This is a genomic window from Cellvibrio sp. QJXJ, from assembly GCF_024452345.1.
In the GTDB taxonomy this organism is placed as follows: Bacteria; Pseudomonadota; Gammaproteobacteria; order Pseudomonadales; family Cellvibrionaceae; genus Cellvibrio.
Genome location: NZ_CP101662.1, coordinates 746,971 through 765,455, shown reverse-complemented (window position 1 = coordinate 765,455; position 18,485 = coordinate 746,971). Strand labels below are relative to the sequence as shown.

18 protein-coding genes are annotated in these 18,485 nt (G+C 48.5%); 5 read left to right on the top strand and 13 right to left on the bottom strand.

Translation table 11 applies throughout. The annotated features are described in order from the left end of the window. The first annotated feature begins 210 nt into the window (after positions 1-210). Complete coding sequence (locus tag NNX04_RS03205) at positions 211-780, top strand: TMEM165/GDT1 family protein (RefSeq protein WP_040391752.1); 570 nt, start codon at positions 211-213, stop codon at positions 778-780. A gap of 58 nt (positions 781-838) precedes the next feature. On the opposite strand, the gene NNX04_RS03200 is transcribed toward NNX04_RS03205, so the two are convergent. The 3 genes from NNX04_RS03200 to NNX04_RS03190 are packed head-to-tail and all read right to left on the bottom strand — an operon-like array spanning position 839 to position 2,872. Continuing rightward, positions 839-1,546, bottom strand: a complete 708-nt coding sequence (locus NNX04_RS03200; RefSeq protein WP_261947491.1) for a hypothetical protein — start codon at positions 1,544-1,546, stop codon at positions 839-841. Positions 1,547-1,565: 19 nt separating this feature from the next. Next, positions 1,566-1,985, bottom strand: coding sequence for an HIT family protein (locus NNX04_RS03195; protein ID WP_151057849.1), 420 nt, complete (start codon positions 1,983-1,985; stop codon positions 1,566-1,568). 44 nt (positions 1,986-2,029) lie between these two features. Further along, complete coding sequence (locus tag NNX04_RS03190) at positions 2,030-2,872, bottom strand: 4-alpha-glucanotransferase (protein ID WP_261947490.1); 843 nt, start codon at positions 2,870-2,872, stop codon at positions 2,030-2,032. Positions 2,873-3,601: 729 nt separating this feature from the next. Here NNX04_RS03190 and NNX04_RS03185 point away from each other — a divergent pair. Then, entirely contained in the window at positions 3,602-5,431 is a 1,830-nt protein-coding gene (locus NNX04_RS03185; RefSeq protein WP_261947489.1) for a DEAD/DEAH box helicase, read from the top strand. Positions 5,432-5,524: 93 nt separating this feature from the next. Here NNX04_RS03185 and NNX04_RS03180 read toward each other — a convergent pair whose 3' ends face one another. From NNX04_RS03180 to rapA, 3 genes are all read right to left on the bottom strand, one after another. Continuing rightward, positions 5,525-6,283, bottom strand: coding sequence for a hypothetical protein (locus tag NNX04_RS03180; protein WP_261947488.1), 759 nt, complete (start codon positions 6,281-6,283; stop codon positions 5,525-5,527). A 99-nt stretch (positions 6,284-6,382) separates the two neighbouring features. Next, positions 6,383-6,664: a hypothetical protein gene (locus NNX04_RS03175; protein WP_151057855.1), complete on the bottom strand. Its 282-nt coding sequence runs from the start codon at positions 6,662-6,664 to the stop codon at positions 6,383-6,385. Between the two features lie 24 nt (positions 6,665-6,688). Continuing rightward, a complete protein-coding gene (gene rapA / locus NNX04_RS03170) occupies positions 6,689-9,670 on the bottom strand; it encodes an RNA polymerase-associated protein RapA (RefSeq protein WP_261947487.1) in 2,982 nt (993 codons plus the stop codon). 143 nt (positions 9,671-9,813) lie between these two features. Here rapA and NNX04_RS03165 point away from each other — a divergent pair, with 143 nt between their 5' ends. Continuing rightward, positions 9,814-10,743 (top strand): D-hexose-6-phosphate mutarotase, encoded by a 930-nt coding sequence (locus tag NNX04_RS03165; RefSeq protein ID WP_261947486.1) that lies wholly within the window; start codon positions 9,814-9,816, stop codon positions 10,741-10,743. A 70-nt stretch (positions 10,744-10,813) separates the two neighbouring features. Here the strand turns inward: NNX04_RS03165 and NNX04_RS03160 are convergent, their stop codons facing one another. Both NNX04_RS03160 and NNX04_RS03155 read right to left on the bottom strand, forming a co-directional pair. Further along, positions 10,814-11,797 carry a malate dehydrogenase gene (locus NNX04_RS03160; RefSeq protein ID WP_007641441.1) on the bottom strand — a complete coding sequence of 328 codons (984 nt, stop codon included), beginning with the start codon at positions 11,795-11,797 and terminating at the stop codon, positions 10,814-10,816. Between the two features lie 181 nt (positions 11,798-11,978). Further along, on the bottom strand, positions 11,979-13,445 hold the full coding sequence (locus NNX04_RS03155) for a dihydrolipoyl dehydrogenase (RefSeq protein ID WP_261947485.1): 1,467 nt from the start codon (positions 13,443-13,445) through the stop codon (positions 11,979-11,981). A 261-nt stretch (positions 13,446-13,706) separates the two neighbouring features. Between NNX04_RS03155 and NNX04_RS03150 the strand changes: the two genes are divergently transcribed. Then, positions 13,707-14,096 carry a YkgJ family cysteine cluster protein gene (locus tag NNX04_RS03150; RefSeq protein WP_261947484.1) on the top strand — a complete coding sequence of 130 codons (390 nt, stop codon included), beginning with the start codon at positions 13,707-13,709 and terminating at the stop codon, positions 14,094-14,096. Here NNX04_RS03150 and NNX04_RS03145 read toward each other — a convergent pair. The 4 genes from NNX04_RS03145 to NNX04_RS03130 form a co-directional block, all read right to left on the bottom strand. Further along, positions 14,050-14,667, bottom strand: a complete 618-nt coding sequence (locus NNX04_RS03145; protein WP_261947483.1) for a dUTP diphosphatase — start codon at positions 14,665-14,667, stop codon at positions 14,050-14,052. The genes NNX04_RS03150 and NNX04_RS03145 overlap by 47 nt on opposite strands. Before the next feature lie 55 nt (positions 14,668-14,722). Next, a complete protein-coding gene (locus NNX04_RS03140; protein ID WP_261947482.1) occupies positions 14,723-15,514 on the bottom strand; it encodes a TatD family hydrolase in 792 nt (263 codons plus the stop codon). An 80-nt stretch (positions 15,515-15,594) separates the two neighbouring features. Continuing rightward, complete coding sequence (locus NNX04_RS03135) at positions 15,595-15,948, bottom strand: PilZ domain-containing protein (RefSeq protein ID WP_007641447.1); 354 nt, start codon at positions 15,946-15,948, stop codon at positions 15,595-15,597. 70 nt (positions 15,949-16,018) lie between these two features. Beyond that, the gene (locus NNX04_RS03130; RefSeq protein ID WP_261947481.1) at positions 16,019-17,044 is read right to left on the bottom strand and encodes a DNA polymerase III subunit delta'; all 1,026 of its coding nucleotides are present in this window, start codon (positions 17,042-17,044) and stop codon (positions 16,019-16,021) included. 96 nt (positions 17,045-17,140) lie between these two features. Between NNX04_RS03130 and NNX04_RS03125 the strand changes: the two genes are divergently transcribed. Beyond that, positions 17,141-17,779 (top strand): pseudouridine synthase, encoded by a 639-nt coding sequence (locus NNX04_RS03125; RefSeq protein WP_261947480.1) that lies wholly within the window; start codon positions 17,141-17,143, stop codon positions 17,777-17,779. A 28-nt stretch (positions 17,780-17,807) separates the two neighbouring features. Here NNX04_RS03125 and tmk read toward each other — a convergent pair whose 3' ends face one another. After that, positions 17,808-18,431, bottom strand: a complete 624-nt coding sequence (gene tmk / locus NNX04_RS03120; protein ID WP_261947479.1) for a dTMP kinase — start codon at positions 18,429-18,431, stop codon at positions 17,808-17,810. Positions 18,432-18,485 lie beyond the last annotated feature (54 nt).

Sequence of the window (18,485 nt, the reverse complement as noted above, 5' to 3'; positions counted from 1 at the left end):
AAAACCACTGAGCGCTTTTGTCAACAAACTTGCCGCACTCTTTATCAAAATTGTTTTCTTGATTAAGAGCGCACCTACGGCATGGCAAAAGCGTCCTTTGTAGTGCTGCACCAACAGCACACTTCGGATTGATGAGACCTGAGATACAGCTACAGCCCCGGGCGGGATGTGGCCGTATCTCATGTATTTCATCCCGCCCTGGAAAATCTAATGGAAGCTTTTCTCAGTTCAACCCTCGCTGTCGCTATTGCAGAAATTGGCGATAAAACCCAGTTACTCGCACTTTTTCTTGCTGCCCGTTACGGCCGCCCTTATATCATTAGCTTGGGCGTATTAATTGCGACATTGATAAATCATGCACTTTCCGCTTGGCTTGGTACCGTGCTCGCAGATGTTATCCCCACCGAATGGATTCGCTGGATTATCGCCGGCAGTTTTTTTGTCATCGGCCTCTGGTTGTTAATTCCCGACAAAGAAGATGACAATATGGGCCGTCTCGCCAACTACGGTCCATTTGTAGCAACACTGGTATTATTTTTTCTGGCAGAGATTGGCGATAAAACCCAAATTGCCACCGTGATATTGGCTGCAAAATTCAATGCAGATATGTGGATGACCTGCGCCGTTATTGCCGGTACAACCTTAGGCATGCTGTTAGCTAACGTGCCAGTCATTTTTGCAGGAAAATGGCTCATGGATAAACTGCCGCTCGGCTTTGCCCACAAAGCGGCTTGTGTGCTGTTTATTTTATTGGGAATTGCGACCTTGCTTGGAACTTGATTTGATTATATTTTTGTTTATGAAGCTGTAATCTAGTTCGGCGCGCGATGACTGGGGATCAATCTTTCAGGTACCAGTCGTCGCGATAGGTTTTAACCAAATCCGGATAAAGTACAGTCATCACGGTTGCAATTAATCCGTTAATAAAACCTTCAGGAAACATCATTAATAAAAAAACAAAAAAGTGTTCGCGTGTACTGTTCAAATGCACATCACTAGCGGTTAATGCAAACAATGTAAGTGCCGCCGCTCCCACTAGCAGGCAACTAAGCATGGCGCCAAAAAAGCCAACACCCCAGAAATAGGTGAATGGATTTTTAAACTTCCAGCGATCAACCAGCCATAACACACACCAGGCCCAACTCGCTGGCACTAGAACACTCAAACAAAAATCTACCGGCAATGCACTTAAATCAAACTGGGCTAAAGCCACATCCCAATCCATATGTACTGCACGCAACGGTAGTTGATAGCACTCCAATACCACCAGCGCACAAACACCAATAAGTAGTGCAAAGCTCCACCCAAATACCATTGCGGTAACTGTTATAAGTAAAGGGTGAATAGCCAGCGTTGCACGCACTTCCACTTGCAACAACCACAACAACGCCAGTGCCAATATAGTCGCGAATAAAATATGTTGTCGTGTCTGATTAATAAACAGTTGTGTCCATGGCGCATAGCGGACTGCCAGCAGCAGCGTCGGCAAACTGATCGCTGTAGCCAACCAAAACAATGCGCCATTAGGTGGTAAAAGTAAGTTCATGGTCGGCAACTACCAAGCCTTACACTTTGGATTCACTGTGCCCTTGCTTATGCAAAACCTCGCGAATTTTTTCCGCTGTTTGTTTTAGTGCTTCCCCATCCGCATTTTTTGCAAACGCAAAACTTAGATCATCCATTGAATCCATTGGCACCAAATGAATGTGAGTATGAGGAACTTCAAGACCGGCGATCATAAAACCCACACGCGTGGCAGGATAAGCGACCTTTAATGCATTGGCGATTTTGTGACTCACTTGCATCAAGTGCGCAGCGAGATCCAATGGCAGATCACTCCACTGATCAATTTCTTCCCGTGGAATTACCAGGACATGACCTTGGCGAATAGGTTGAATCGTCAAAATCGCAACGGCTTTGTCGTCCTTCCATACAAAATTGCCGGGGATTTTTCCTTCCATAATCAAACTAAATACACTGGCCATTAATAGCTCCTCTTTAAACTTTTACCATTAATTGAACGATAGGATTAATAAATAGCAACACCGCGACGCAGCATCTCGCGCGCCAGGATTTCATCGACTTGATGAATGTTTTCATCGCGAAACTCTATATAAGCGACTTTGTATTTTTTATAGAGTTGGTGTTTTTCCAATTCATCGCCAATAACCGCCGCGCGGTTTTGCTCTTGACCCAATTGATCGGCCCAACATTCGACACACAGCCCCAGCTCTGGAATATAAAAATCGGCGATCGCGTACTCCACACCCCACTGCAAACGGTAATCCCGCGCATGACTGGTGCGCGTTAGATACAACCAATTGTCAATGCGGCGCTGCATAGCATTGTTAACGCTGTGGCCATCCATGGTTGGATGAGTATCAACACGATCATCGCCCACAATTTGCAGCAGTGCAGCAATCAGATCAGGATCATCCAGAATCGTTTCAGGCCAGGTTACAAACGGCACCCCCGAGTCGGCCTCATGTTGTTGCCCCCCCAGTTTTTTGCCGCGCTCAGTCAACTGCCAACCGCGCACGTAGCGCGAAATCAAACCCTTTTCCGCCAGCAGTAAATTCACAAGGCGCGCAGGAATATCCCACTTGTGCGCGAGATTAGTCGCACTCAAAGGGGCTTCAGGCAATAGCTTTAATAAATGATGATGCTGAATAGCTTCAGGCCACGCAATGTACTCGCCGTATTTGGGGTGGTTAACATAAATCCCGCCCTCAAACTTGCCCTTCTCGGTCAATTGCCAATGGTTATCAACCTTGACGATCCAACCACCGGTGGTGAGCAGCACAAATAGCTCCTTACTCTCTTTGCCGATGAGGCGAGCCAGTGCCGTCGTTGAAATATGCCGTTCAGCCATAATCTGTCCTGTAAAACGAGCCAACTTCTGTCATTTAAGGTCGCTGAGTGTAACGCCCGGTGCCGCGACAATACAGTCGCGCCCTCGCTATTTAGCGATTCCTGATTAGAACTACTCAGTAGTTTTTTGCGACGCGCATCAAATTTAACTGGCCTTGGGACGGCTAAGTCCCTATAATTCGCGCACTTTCAGTGACCCCCTTCCTTGATCGTGAATGTCTTGCCGGGGTAATGCTGATACAGACGGATGTCTGAGGGCTGCCGGTTTACCATCTTGGTAACTATTCACGCTGATCGATTCTGCTCCACAATCTATTCAGCCTGCCCCAAAGTATACAATCGGTTTTGCAATATGGATGTTGTGGATTGTAGCTGTGTCTGCTTGCAGACTACGCGGGAATTTGTTGATTAAATCGCTTTTTATGATTGCCCTTGTGCCCTGACTCACACGAGTTATTTTCACAGGCATTTTCACAGGCACTTAACGCCTGGTATGTAGTTCATACGCATAGCGATCCAATCATCGCTCCCACTTTATTGTGTTTGCCCATTCACTATCGCCTTACTTTTTGCGTTGCGCTTTTTATGTGCTCGTTAATTGGCGATGACTTTTGCAAACACCCTTTAGAACTTATAAGAATCAAACCGTAAATCGCTGGTACAGTTTTTGAACTGTTTCGCTGGCATGGTTTGCGCTTGATTATCATGTTTACTCAAAACAGGTTATTACATGTCTGAAACTATTATGTTTGCCGATTTAGCCCTTTCTGAACCCGTAATGCGCGCCATTCAAAAGGTGGGCTACGAACAACCATCCCCAATTCAAGCTGCTGCTATCCCTGTATTACTTGCGGGCGGCGACATTTTAGGTATGGCTCAGACTGGCACCGGTAAAACAGCGGCATTTGCCTTGCCTTTGTTGTCACGTATCGACACCAAACAAGCAGAGCCACAAATTTTGGTATTGGCACCAACGCGTGAACTCGCGATTCAGGTTGCTGAAGCTTTCCAAAAATACGCCAGTGAAATTCCTGGCTTCCATGTGCTGCCGATTTACGGGGGCCAGGAAATGACTACCCAGTTGCGCTCATTAAAGCGTGGCGCCCACGTGGTGGTAGGTACACCGGGCCGCGTGATGGATCACTTGCGTCGCGGCAGCTTGAACCTCAACAATCTGAAAGCGTTGGTGCTCGACGAAGCCGACGAAATGTTGCGCATGGGTTTTATCGATGATGTTGAATGGATTTTGGAACACACCCCAAAAACCCGTCAAACCGCATTGTTCTCTGCCACCATGCCGAAAGAAATTCGCCATGTATGCAACAACTATTTGAATAACGCTACCGAAATTAAAATCGCCAGCAGCCAATCAACCGATGCCAATATCGAACAAGTGTATTGGATGGTAAGTGGCACCAACAAACTTGATGCGCTTACACGCATTCTGGAAGTTGAGCCTTTCGACGGCATGATTATTTTTGTGCGCACCAAAACTGCCACTGTTGAACTGGCTGAAAAATTGGAAGCGCGCGGTTACTCTGCAGCTGCATTAAATGGTGACATGAACCAACAATTGCGTGAGCGCACTATCGAGCGGTTGAAAACCAACAAGCTTGATATCGTTATCGCGACCGACGTTGCCGCACGCGGTATCGACGTTGAACGTGTGAGCCACGTGGTGAACTACGATATCCCTTACGATAGCGAAGCTTACGTTCACCGCATTGGTCGTACCGGTCGTGCTGGCCGTAGCGGTAAAGCAATTCTGTTTGTTGCTCCGCGTGAAAAACGCCTGCTCTACACCATCGAAAAGGCCACTAAAAAGCCAATTACACTGATGGAATTGCCTAGCGGCGCAACTGTTACCAAACATCGTATCGATCAATTTACCCAACAAATTACCGATACCTTGCAAGCACAAGGCGATCTGACCTTCTTCAATGATTTGCTGGCCGAATACAGCCACAAAAATGATGTATCGCCAGAACAAATTGCCTCGGCCCTCGCCTACTTATTGCAGCGCGAGCGCCCGCTGCAAGTGAAATTTACCGACATTAAACCTGAGCGTGAGCGCAGCAGCCGTGACGAACGCGGTGGTCGCGATGAACGCAGTAGCCGGGACAGTGGACGCGATCGCGGTCCCCGTGAAGATCGCCCACGTCGCGAACGCAATGACGAGAACATGGATCGCTACCGCATTGAAGTAGGTCGCAATCACGAAGCTCGCCCTGGCGACATCGTTGGCGCTATTGCTAATGAAGCGGGTATCGAGAGTCGGTTTATCGGTCACATCAAACTGCACGATGAGTTTTCAACGGTAGATTTACCAACCGGCATGTCAAAAGACATTTTGGCAAAATTGAAAAAAGTGCGCGTGCGTAATCGTCCATTGGAAATTTCATTAGACACTGGCCCACGCGGTGGAGATGACTTTAGCCGCAAGCAGAAGCGTGACTTTGGCCCCCGAGATGGCGCTCCACGTGAAGGTGGCCGTGACAAGCCTCGCTTTGGTGAGCGCGACGGCAAAAAAACCAGCTTTCGCCCAAAAAAATCTGACTAAATAAACAGTAATTCCGTAAGGGCGCAATTTATTGCGCCCTTTTTTTAATTGCAAAAAATGAAATGTTGGGGTTGGGTTCAATAAATTGAATTCCTACTCCTCAAACTGCAATTTCCCATTTACCCGCTCGTTTATCCGCTCCATCATTCGTTCGGATTCAGATTTCCCCCCACAGCCTGTCATATACCAATTTTGTACCTCACCCACTCTGCTCACCACAGATGAACGCAAACATTTACCATTTCCCAAATCAACGATTGTTGCACCAGACGGATCGCTGTAGGTTTTTAGTTCCGCATCAGCGCGCTGCAAATCAGGTTTATTTTCTTCGGCAATCAAACGTTCACGCAATGCAGGGTTAAACACATTCTCGGCAATACTACCCTTCAATTGTGGAGCTATTGTTGATGTGCGCTCAGGGTCGATTTCCTGCATTTCATCGCGCGATAAGGTGGTGATCATTCGCGCTTGTTCTACTGGTAACGGCAATTCATCGCTGCTGATTGCGGTTTCCGGAAGGGTTGCGGGCGATACGGATACTGGTGCAAGATCGCTGGTAGTCACAGGTTTTTCTGGTTGAGCTGACAATAAAATATCTTCTTTCGGTTTAACGTCAATTGGGTTCAGTGTGAGATAAATACGCGGAGCAGATTTGGGTAGCACAGAGCTATCGATCACAGGACTATCGATTTGCCAAAAAAATAAGAAACCATGCAGTAATGCAGAAAAAAACAGGCCAACCAATAAATAGCGGATGGAGGAATAGGAACGAGGGTGGGCGTCTAACTCTGCAATGGAGTTTGCGAAGCGGGAAAGATCAACTTCCCTGACATAAGTGGGATCAGCCAACATACTTGTGAGCCTGGATTCGATAGAACAAGATCGAATCTAGACTCACCGGTCAATCTAAAGTTCAACTATTAACCATTCCAACACAAACAGCGAGCCAAGTTACTCGTCAAACATTTGAATCATATAGCCATCTTTTAGCGCTTCAGCCATTGCCTTGTCGGCCGCAATGACACGTGGATCACTAGTCAAATTACTCGGCACCAGCTTACGGTTTTCGATTTGGATTTCCATAAAACCTGCACGCATCAAATACAGTTTGCATAAGTGTTCAGCACCGAATAAATCCTTAAAGTTGATGTATACAATAAAAGGGACCATCTGCCCTTCTTTGATATCGTCAAATGCACGCTTGGCGCGGCCATTAGCGGAGAAGATATACATAATTTTTATCCTGTTTTTATAAAATCAAATCGTCATGACCACACGCAGTGCATCCAGGCGGATTTTCGCCTGCGCCAAAAAGTGTTGGCTGGCCGCTAAGCGCTGCGCCAAATAATCAATCTCTTCCTGACGAACATTTGGGTTCACCGCTTTAAGCGCTTTCATGCGCGCCAGCTCACCATTTAATTGCTCACTGACTTTTGCTTGCGCTTCCGCAATCAACTCAGCCTGTTTGGCATGAGTAATTTCTTCCGCCTTTTGCACCATGGTCGTCAAGGTTGGGCGGGCGTGACGCACCAGATCTTGCGCATTATTCCGTGGCACTTTTTGCAGGAGCTTACTCAATTGGGTAATGCCCAGCACATTCGATAAGTCCTTGCCCTTGTCATCCAGCAATACCCGTAATAAGGATTGTGGCATATAGCGGAATAACTGCAATTCAGCAGGCGCTGGGCAATGCAATACAAACAAGGCTTCCAGCATCAGTGTGCCGGGCTTTAACGGCGGCAACTTCAGGGTACAAAACGCGGTATTGCCAAATTCACTGAGCGATACCAGATCCTGAGCGCCGCGCACCAAGGGGTGCTCCCAAGTCAAGAACTGCATGTCCTCGCGCGACAGCGCCTGCTGGCGGTCGTAAGTAACGGTCAGACCACCCTCGGGTAAACCCGGGAATTGCTCAATACGCATGTGATCGCTAGGGTGCAATACCAAACTTTTTTCACTGTGTTTTTCATAGTCGATACCAAAACTATCAAACACCTGTTCCATATAAATCGGCAGCGCGGCATTCACATCGTTTTCAGCCAAAGCAGCTACCAATTCAGCGGCTTGCGCAGGTTTGCAGGAATTTAACTCCAGTAAACGATCGCGCCCTTGCTGCAGTTGCGCAACCAAGGCAGCGGAAAAAATGCGAGTTTCTTCAACCAGCTGCGCGAAAGCATTTTCATCTTTATTCACTAGCGCGGGCAAAAGGACATCAACAAATTGCACATAGGCCGCCTGCCCTATGGCGCAGGTTTTTTCAAAAGCATTTAAACCTTGATGATACCAATCGAGTAATTTTTCTTGCGCCGAGTGTTGGTAGTAAGGCACATGAATATTGACGGTGGCGGTTTGGCCGATACGATCCAAACGACCAATACGCTGCTCCAATAAATCGGGGTTGGTAGGTAAATCAAACAGCACCAAGTCTTGAGCGAATTGGAAATTACGCCCTTCACTCCCAATCTCCGAACAAATCAGTACCTGAGCGCCATCTTCCGCTTCCGCAAAATAAGCCGCGGCACGGTCGCGCTCAATCAGGTTCAGGCCTTCATGGAACACGGCGGTAGTGAGACCTTTGCGCAAGCGCAAATATTCTTCGATGGATTGTGCAGAATCCGCGTTAGCGCAAATCACCAATACTTTTTTGCGGCGATTTTGGCGCAACCACTCTGCCAACCAAATTACGCGTGGGTCTTGCACCCACCAATCAGCTTCAGTTTTTTGTTGCCAATATTGCTCAGCACAAATTTGCACAGCTAATGGTTGGGCTTGCACGGCAAACAAGTCATCCTCAGTCAAGGTTAAAGCGTGCGCATGTAATTGACGTTCGGGGAACCCGGTGACTGAGTTACGCGTATTGCGGAATAGTACGCGGCCGGTGCCATGGCGATCCAACAAATAGTGGATCGCGGTGTCAATCGCCGCACCCAGAGTTTGGCTTTCCGCCTGAGCTTGCAACTCTACAATCGTCTCGGCAGGTAAATAATCACCAAGTGATTTCACTAAACTGGCAGGAATTTTTTGCGCGCTGTCACTCTGCGCTTTTAATAATTCCTGCACCAAGTCATTCAGTGGTTGATAAGCTTTTTGTTCGGCAATAAATTTTTCCAAATCGTAATAGCGATCAGGGTCAAGTAAACGCAAACGGGCGAAATGGCTTTCCAGGCCCAATTGTTCCGGTGTTGCCGTGAGCAGCAATAAACCTTTGGATTTTTGCGCCAAGCCTTCAATACAGGTATAAGCCTTGCTTGGTTTTTTTTCGCTCCATTGCAAGTGATGCGCTTCATCCACCAACAATAAATCCCATTCGGCGGCGACAGCCTGCTCGTAGCGATAATTATTTTTGGTAAGGAAATCGAGCGAGCAAATCACCAGCTGGGCTGTTTCAAATGGATTACTAATATCGGCTTGCTGCTCGAAGTTCTCTTTGCCATCACCTTTAAAATCAGCATCGACAAAGTCATCGATATAATCCACTGACTCTTCCACGCTATCTAACCCGACCAGTGCATTACAACGGGCTTCATCCAGCAGCGTGAACGCAAAATTAAAGCGACGTAACATCTCCACCAGCCACTGGTGTTGCAAACTCGCGGGCACCACAATCAAGGCACGCTGTACGCGACCACTCATGATTTGTTGATGCAAAATCAAGCCTGCTTCAATAGTTTTACCCAAGCCCACTTCATCGGCCAACAATACCCGTGGCGCATGACGCTGGGAGACTTCACTGGCGATATATAACTGATGCGGCAACAGTTGCACACGCGGCCCTGCCAAGCCAAACATAGGTGATTGGCGATGCTGGTTTTGGTAGTGAAGTGTTTGGTAGCGCAATGTAAAGTGGGTGTGTTTATCGATTTGACCGGCAAATAAACGATCACGTGGCGTGCTGAACTGAACAAAACTATCCAATTCAAATTCGGGAATAGCAAACTCTTCGTCGTCTTTGGTGAGCCCGATATACATCAAGCAGCCGGCCTGCTCCACGATGCGGGTGATCTGAATTTTAGTACCGTCCTGATGGCGAACTTTTTCGCCCACTTCATACTTAACCCGGCTTACCGGTGCATTGTCCATCGCATAGGTGCGACGCTCGCCCGCAGCGGGGAAGCTCAAGGTTAAACGACGATTGGCCACGTCCAGGACTATGCCCAACCCCAAATCTGCCTCTGACTCACTTATCCAGCGTTGGCCTATTACAAAAGCCGCTTCACCCGTAAACCTGGTTCTACTCACGCAAATACCTACTTACAAAATCAGAATTATCGAAAAGGCGCGCATCATACTGTTTTAGAGGCCACAAAACCAAAAAATTTGGCTGTGAGCTGGCGCAGTTTTCTATAGAATCCAAGCCACTCGTCACCTGAATGGTAGCCTCCATGCACATTAATACACCCGATGCCGCAAGCACCCAGCGCCTTGAACAACTCGTTGCCAAAACCGACTTTTTACGTCTCACCACTAGCAATGCCCACTACCCCAATGCCATGGGCGCAGGCTTGCCACTTCTCATCGTGGAAACCGCCCTGTGCAGTGCAGTTATATCCCTGCAAGGCGCCCATTTACTCGAATTTAAAACCATCGAGGGCGACCCTCTACTCTGGCTGAGCCCCAATTGCGACTTTACCCCCGGCGTCGCTCTGCGTGGCGGTGTTCCACTGTGCTTGCCATGGTTTGGGGTCAATCAAGCCTACCCGGACAAACCCAAACATGGATTTGCTCGCAATAGTTTTTGGGAATTGGGGGGAGCGCACCTGTTGAGTGATGGCGCTGTTGAGCTGGAATTTTTATTCCTGAGCGACGCGAATGAATTGTTCCCCTACGATTTTTCCGCCGAATTGCGTATCACACTGGGGACCAGCGCCAAACTTGAATTAACTATCAACAATACCGACACCGAAGACTTTGACTGCAGCTGGGCTATGCACAACTACCATCGCATCAGCTCGCTAACTGATGTGCAGGTGCTCGGCTTGGCTGAGCGCACTTATTTAGACAACTTTGAAAACTACGCAGCAAAACATCAATCTGGTGATGTCAGTTTTACTGGACCCGTAGATCGCGTTTATCCCGCTATCGATAACAGCGTTCGCATCAGTGGCTCGCCTTCCATTGAAATCACTCACAGCGATTGCCCCAGCGTTGTAGTGTGGAATCCTGGTCAGGAAGCCGCCGCGAAAATTGCCGATATTGGCGAAGGTCAGGAGCAGTTTTATATCTGCGTTGAGCGCGGCGCTGTGCTCAGTGAAAAATGGCACTTAACCGCTGGCACCAGCAAAAGTGCGTGGATGGAATTCAAACAAGTTTAATTATTAAGTGCCCATAAAAAAATGCCGCTGTTTTTCGCAAAACAGCGGCATTTTTTTAGTTAATTGCTAATTACGCAGGCAGCAATTCTTTTACTGCATCGCGCTCTTCTTGCAATTCTTTCTCGGTAGCGGTCATGCGAGCGCGCGAGAATTCATTGATATCCAAACCTTGCACGATTTCCCAGTCACCGTTTTTGCACACAACGGGGAATGAGTAGATCAGGCCTTTTTCAATGCCGTAAGAGCCGTCGCTGTATACGCCCATGCTGGTCCAATCGTTTGCTGGAGTACCCAATGCCCAATCACGGATGTGGTTGATTGCTGCGTTAGCAGCAGAAGCAGCAGACGAAGCACCGCGCGCAGCAATAATGGCAGCACCACGTTGTTGTACGGTTGGGATGTAATCTGCTTCGTACCAAGCTTGATCCACCAAGCTCAGTGCTGGTTTGCCATCAACCAATGTATTGTGCAGGTCTGGGTATTGGGTAGATGAGTGGTTGCCCCAGATCAATGCCTTGGTAATGTTGTTGATGCTGGTGCCGGTTTTGGTCGCCAACTGTGACAGTGCACGGTTGTGATCCAAACGGGTCATTGCAGTAAATTGACGTGGGTTGATGTCCGGCGCGTTGCGCTGAGCGATCAGGGCATTGGTGTTTGCGGGGTTGCCAACTACCAATACTTTGATGTTGCGTGAGGCATGGTCATTGATTGCCTTGCCTTGCACCGAGAAGATTGCGGCGTTAGCAGCCAGCAAATCTTTACGCTCCATACCTGGGCCGCGTGGACGTGCCCCTACCAACAGCGCGTAATCAGTATCTTTGAAAGCTACAGTTGGATCATCAGTGGTCACAATGCCAGCCAACAAGGGGAATGCACAGTCGTCCAATTCCATGGCTACACCTTGCAGCGCTTTCAGTGCCGGGGTGATTTCCAGCAATTGCAGGATAACGGGTTGATCTTTACCTAACATGTCGCCAGCGGCAATGCGGAACAACAATGAGTAGCTGATTTGGCCTGCGGCGCCAGTGACGGTAACTCTTACAGGTGCTTTCACGATGAGACTCCATTTATTCGGGTGATATTGGAAGGAAACGAAAGTTCGGCATTGTGTGCCTGGGTTTTACTGATAAGACGGGCGAGCATTATAGGCATTTGGGTGAAAAATTCACCCCAAGAATCACACTAAATGAGAGAGATTCGCGAGATTAACTGGATATTTACACCCTGCCACCCACTCAAGCACCGGGCCCACAATCCAGGCAGGAATTCCCCGTTGCACTACCCATGTGCAATTTTTGATGTAAATCGCGTAACGCTGTTCGCACCCCCTCCTCAAGAACGGGATGATAAAACGGCAGCTCTAACACCTCCTGCACGGTTAACCGCAACTGGATAACCCATGCCAGTTGGTGAGCAATATGCTCTGCCGCCGGACCAAACATTTCAGCCCCCAGCAGTAACCCACTCCCCTGCTCGCCATACACACGCAATAACCCGCGGTTTTTATTGATGACGGCGGCTCGTCCCTGATTCTCAAAACTGACTTCACCGATGGCATAACAATTACTACAATTTTTCCTCACTGATTCCAGATTCTGCCCAACACTGGCGATTTGCGGATCCGTAAACACAATACTCAACGGCGTGCGGCGAGTACCAGCGCGAATGTCATCCGGGTTGCGTAAAGAGCGGCCTGCATTCCCACCGGCGATGCGCCCTTCATCCGCCGCCTCATGCAACAAAGGAACATCGCTAGAAGCATCACCGGCAATATAAATAGAGGAGTTTCCACATTGGCCGGTATAGCGGTTATAAAGAGGAGTCCCCTTGCCATCTAATTCCAGGCCCGAATTTTCCAGTGCCAGCCCTTCGATATTCGGACGACGACCTGTTGCTGCTAATACATAATTAAACGTTTCTTCAATCATGCCTTTTTCGCGATGGCGATACTCAATCGCTATGGCATTTTTTTCTTCCCGAACAGTTTTAATTTCCGCATTCAGGTCCAAATAAAACTCGCGATTAAATTCTATATCGGCATAGTGACTGATAGCCGCATCCTGAATTACTGCAAGCTCACCACTCCGGCCAAAAAGTACTACCCTGACACCTAATCGACTTAATGCTTGACCAAGCTCCAAACCAATGACGCCCGGGCCAAAAATTGCAATTGATGATGGCAAATCCTGCCATTCAAAAAGATCGTCACTTGGCACTACGCGTTTCCCGGCAGTTGTTAGAAAATTGGGAATGAATGGCGAAGAACCCGTCGCGATAATAATGCGCGCTGCATCTACTTTTATGCTGTTGCCACCTGTTTGTGTTACCTCTAATTCTGTTGGCGAGACAAATTTTGCATAACCATTAAGTTTGTGGTTGTCAGGAAACTCATCAACGGATTCAATGACAGAATTTACAAACCTATCACGCTCCCTACGCACTCGCTGCATTACCGCCGCACCATTAATAACCGGAGGCGCATAACTCACACCAAAAATATCGCCTTGCTGACCATGATGGGCATACTCAGCAGCTGCAATCAGCAATTTACTTGGCATACACCCGACTCGAGCGCAGGTGGTTCCATGTTGGGCCGCTTCAATAAGCACAAGGTTATCGGTGTATTTTTTGGCAGCGCGATAAGCACTTAACCCTGCTGTACCTGCGCCAATAATTGCAATATCAACTTTACGTGCAGTCATACCCTTTACTCCTTTTTTACAAACTGTATGGATCTGACGGATCAAACGAGATTTGGTTTCAATCGTTAACCAATCATGTGATTCACTCCCTATTTAACAGCGACAAAAACGCCAAGTGCCGAATGGTGATTCAATGAGCAAAAATAAAGCTTCCTTAACCACTTGAAAATTTCAACCGATGCAGCACAATCAGCACCCATCAAGAGTTCTCTTGAGCAGTCAGGGATTCTCCCTACCTAAAAACCCTTTGTGTGAATTTAAATGAGTCAGGAATCGCCGTGCCTTAGCTGTGGGGCTTGCTGTGCCCACTTTCGCGTATCTTTTTATTGGGGTGAATGTCAGAGCACAGGCGGTCTGGTCCCTGATGAACTGACAGTACAGATCAGTCCGCACCATGCCTGTATGAAGGGAACAGAAACTAATCCTGCTCGCTGTACTGCATTGACAGGGGATGTGGGTTCAGCGGTTAGCTGTAGCATTTATGAAAATCGCTCAAGCACTTGCCGCGAATTTAATATTTTGGATGAAGAAGGCAAACCAAACGAAGCCTGCACGCGTGCGCGTGCGCGTCATGGACTGCCTCCAGTGCATCCTTCGTCAAGTTTTACTCTTGATAGCGCAGAGCCAATGCTTGATATAACTCGTCTTTGAACTCAACTTTGGTCGCGTCCAAACTGAGCACAGCTTCGACCAAATGCTCATTATCTTCCCGGCCATCATGCCAGTGCTTACGGTAGCTGCCGTCTTTATAACCGTGATCCTGACGGAAGAAATTGAGTACATTTTTACCAACGTAACCGCGATAGAGCTGCTCAAAACTCATATCCACACCTGCCATTAAGCGTGCGAATAAACCGATGTGAAATTGGCGATAGGCTAAAGTAGCAGCGACAAACTTTTCCAAATCAAGACGGAAATCTTGTTCATCTGTCGCAATAACTAACTCGCCTTGCAGGCGCGCAACAATGTCGTCTACAGCGGCGCCGGACTGCAGCAAAATACTCAAGCCAAAGTGCCAGATATCAATCAGCTCTAATGCCACTTGCTCGGTATCGGGCGATTGTTTTTTCCACCATTTCCAACCGTAATGATCCATCAACTCGGCACACTCCACCCATATGGCGCGATACCATTCATAGCCTTGTTGTTTCCAATTGGCATTCACCTTGGTATTCATGGCATCTTGCAGTTCGAGCATGATTTTAATTTGTTGGGCGTTCATGTTGTTTCTCTTTTAAAAGCTGGATCCCCGCTACGCGAGGATGACGACGGAGTTTTTAAGCTGGCAAATACTGTTTCGCTTTACCAAACAAACGATAAAAATTTTCGGTAGTTTTTTCCGCAAGTTCTTGCAGCGGAATTCCGCGTACATCTGCCACAAACTGCGCAACTTCGCGCACGTATTTCGGCTCGTTAGGTTTGCCGCGATAAGGAATTGGAGCGAGGTACGGCGAATCCGTTTCCACCAACAACCGATCGATTGGCATATTGCGCACCACATCGCGGATTTGTTCAGCCGTTTTGAACGTGACAATACCGGAAATCGAAATATAGTAATTCAGATCCAGCGCGGCTTTGGCCATATCCCAATCCTCGGTGAAACAATGCAGCACACCGCTGTGTTCAAGGCTGCCGTGCGTTTTAATCAAGGCAAGGGTATCGGCTTTGGCTTCGCGGGTATGCACCACAATGGGCAGACCAATTTGTTTACCAACGCTCAAATGCAATGCAAAACTTTCGTGCTGGATATATTTACTTTCGGTTTCGTAGTGATAGTCCAAACCCGTTTCACCTAGCGCAACCACTTTGGGTTGTGATGCCCAATTAATTAATTGCTCTGCAGTTGCCGCCCCTTCTTTTACATCACAGGGATGAACACCAACTGACGCGACTACACGTGGATGCGCATGGGCAATATCAATCACCGTTTGGATGTTCTCCAAACTAATACCGATACATAACATTTGTTGGATGCCGCGCTCATGGGCAGCGGCAATAGCAGCACTTAAATCGCCGCCATAGGGATCAAGCTTTAGGCGATCAAGGTGGCAGTGGGAATCAATTAACATGGCAACTCACAGAAGTACGGGCGATAAAAATAGCAAAGCCAGGCATGACCTGGCTTTGCGCATATCAAGAGTAAAGAATTTTACATGGTATGCGTAGGTTTGTCTGAACTGAGCATGCCAGCGAGGTAATTTTCGATTTTGTTGATAGCAGTATTATCCTGATCGCTAAACTGCACACCGATTCCCGCCGCCCGGTTTCCCTGAGCACCTTTTGGTGTTACCCAGACGACTTTGCCGGCAACCGGAATCTTCTCCGGTTCATCCATTAAACTCAGCAACATAAATACTTCGTCGCCCAATTTATAGGTCTTGTTAGTCGGGATAAACATGCCGCCATTTTTTACGAATGGCATGTATGCGGCATAAAGTACGGCCTTGTCTTTGATCGTTAACGAAAGTATGCCGTTGCGGGCACCACCACCAATCGGTTGCATAACTGATCCTGTTTGTCGTTTTTTTAACTACACGAGCGCCAATGAGATCGAACACTAATAGATTAGCTGACTAGTGTCCAGACGCCATTGCGCGATTCGTGCTGGCGCGCAATAAGGCACCCCAATCGAGCAATAATTCCTCCAATAACAATTGCTTATTGGGGTTTGCACCGCTGAGAAGTTGCCTTTTGGAGAGCATCAATTTTTCAACATAGCGATGCAACAGCGGTAAATTCAGATGGTTTAATCGTTCGCGCAGCTCTACTGGTGTTTGCTGCATTTGCGCATCATCAGCTCCAGCTTTCCAGCGAGCTATGCTATGCAGCAAACTGAGCAACCATTCCACCAGCCCTTGTACATCACCGCCGTGCCATTGGGCAGCCACCTCTATCGCCGACACCTGCCCTAAACTTAAGCGGGTAAATAATTGTAGTGTCTGTTCACGCTGCTCCAGTGCATCCCCCTGCAGCAACGCCAGCGCAGTTAAAGGCGACCCACGCGCCGCCGCCAAAAGGCTTTCTGGTGTGGCATTGCTGCCGACCAACAACGGTGATAACCAACGAATTACCTGCTCGCTGCGCGGCATGGGAAATTTACGCAATTGGCAGCGACTGCGGATGGTGGGCAGCACTGCGCTGGGGCTGTGCGCAATTAATACCAGCAAGGTATTTGCTGCCGGCTCTTCCAAAGATTTCAATAGCGCGTTAGCCGCATTGCCATTCATCGCCTCAGCAGGTTCGATAATGACCACTTTATAACCGCCCTGCTGGGCAGTTTTACTAAGCGATTCGGTTAACTCACGCACCTGGTCAACCTTGATTGCCTTCCCCGCTTCTTCTGGCTCCAACCAAACCAGATCCGGATGGGTATGGGCTTTATTCAATTCACAGCCGCGGCATTTGCCACAGGCAGTGCCTTCAATGGGCGCATCGCACAACAAAAGCTGCGCAAAGGCATCGGCCAAATGACGCTTACCAATGCCGCGCGGCCCGGCAAACATCATGGCATGAGGCAGCTTTTGGGCGGTATGTTGCTGCACCAACTGCTGCCACTCAGGTAATTGCCAAGGGTAAGGATGAATCGGAAAGTCACTCATGAAACTACTCGAAAATAGCCAAACGAATAAAAGATTGGGCAAGCTTAGCAAATTTGCGATAATCCGCGCCCGCTTAATTCAGCCTCAGGCCAGCCAATGACCGATTCCCAGCTCGACATTCTCTACCTTGACGAGGATTTGCTCATTGCGAACAAGCCGGCAGGGCTGCTCTGCGTACCCGGTAAAGGCCCTGATAAGCAAGACTGCCTTTACAATCGCGCACTGAAATTCAACCCTAACGCCCGCGTGGTGCATAGGTTGGACCAAGGTACATCCGGTATTGTGATGTTCCCCCTTAATTACCTCACGTTGAAAAACCTTACCCATAAGTTTGAGGCACGCGATATTCACAAGCGTTATGTGGCAGTAGTCGAGGGACTGGTGGCGGAGGATGAGGGCGAGATAACGCTGCCGCTGATTTGCGATTGGCCCAATCGCCCGTTGCAAAAAGTGTGTTTTGAAAGTGGCAAATCAGCCCATACCCGTTACAAAGTACTAGGGCGCCATAGCGACACCAATACCACTCGCGTCCTGCTTGAACCAGTTAGTGGACGAACCCATCAGTTGCGCGTACACATGCTGAGCCTTGAACATCCAATGCTGGGCGATGGACTTTATGCACCCGCCGATGTACTCGCCAAATCTCCACGCCTGTTACTTCACGCCCAGGAGCTATGGTTTGACCACCCTATCACTGGCAATCCATTACGAGTGGAAGCTCCAGCTGCGTTTTAGTTTCTTGTTAACACACCGGGGCAAGAAGTTAATTCAGCAGCGCCGATAGCACTTTATCTATATCAGTTTGAACTTCACTCAGGGTTTGTCCCGCATCCACCAAGGCGTAGCGCTCTGGTGCCGCCAAAGCGCGCTGGCGATAAGCGGTGCGAACCCGCTCAAAAAAGACGATAGTTTCGCTCTCAAATCGATCCAACTCACCGCGCTGACGAGCGCGATCCAGCCCAAGCTGGACGTCTATATCCAGAATTAAGGTTAAATCAGGCCGTAAATCTCCCTGCACCAGCTGCTCAAGCTGCTCGATGGTTGATTTACTCAAACCGCGCCCACCGCCCTGATAAGCGTAGGTCGCATCGGTAAAACGATCACTCAATACCCATGCACCGCGCGCAAGCGCCGGCTTAATCACCTGTGCCAAATGCTGGGCACGGGCGGCAAATACCAGCAAGAGTTCTGCCGTCTCATCCACTGGCTCATCACGTTTGCTAAGCAATAGGTGGCGAATCTGTTCTGCCAAAGGCGTACCGCCGGGTTCGCGGGTAACAATTACCTCAATACCCTTGGCCTCCAACCAATCGCGCACAAAGGCCAGGTTGGTACTCTTCCCGACACCTTCAGTGCCTTCTATAGTAAGAAATTTGCCGCGTTGCATAACTCTCTCTGATCTTAAATTTAATAACTTACGCATTCCTTCCCCTTGGGGGAG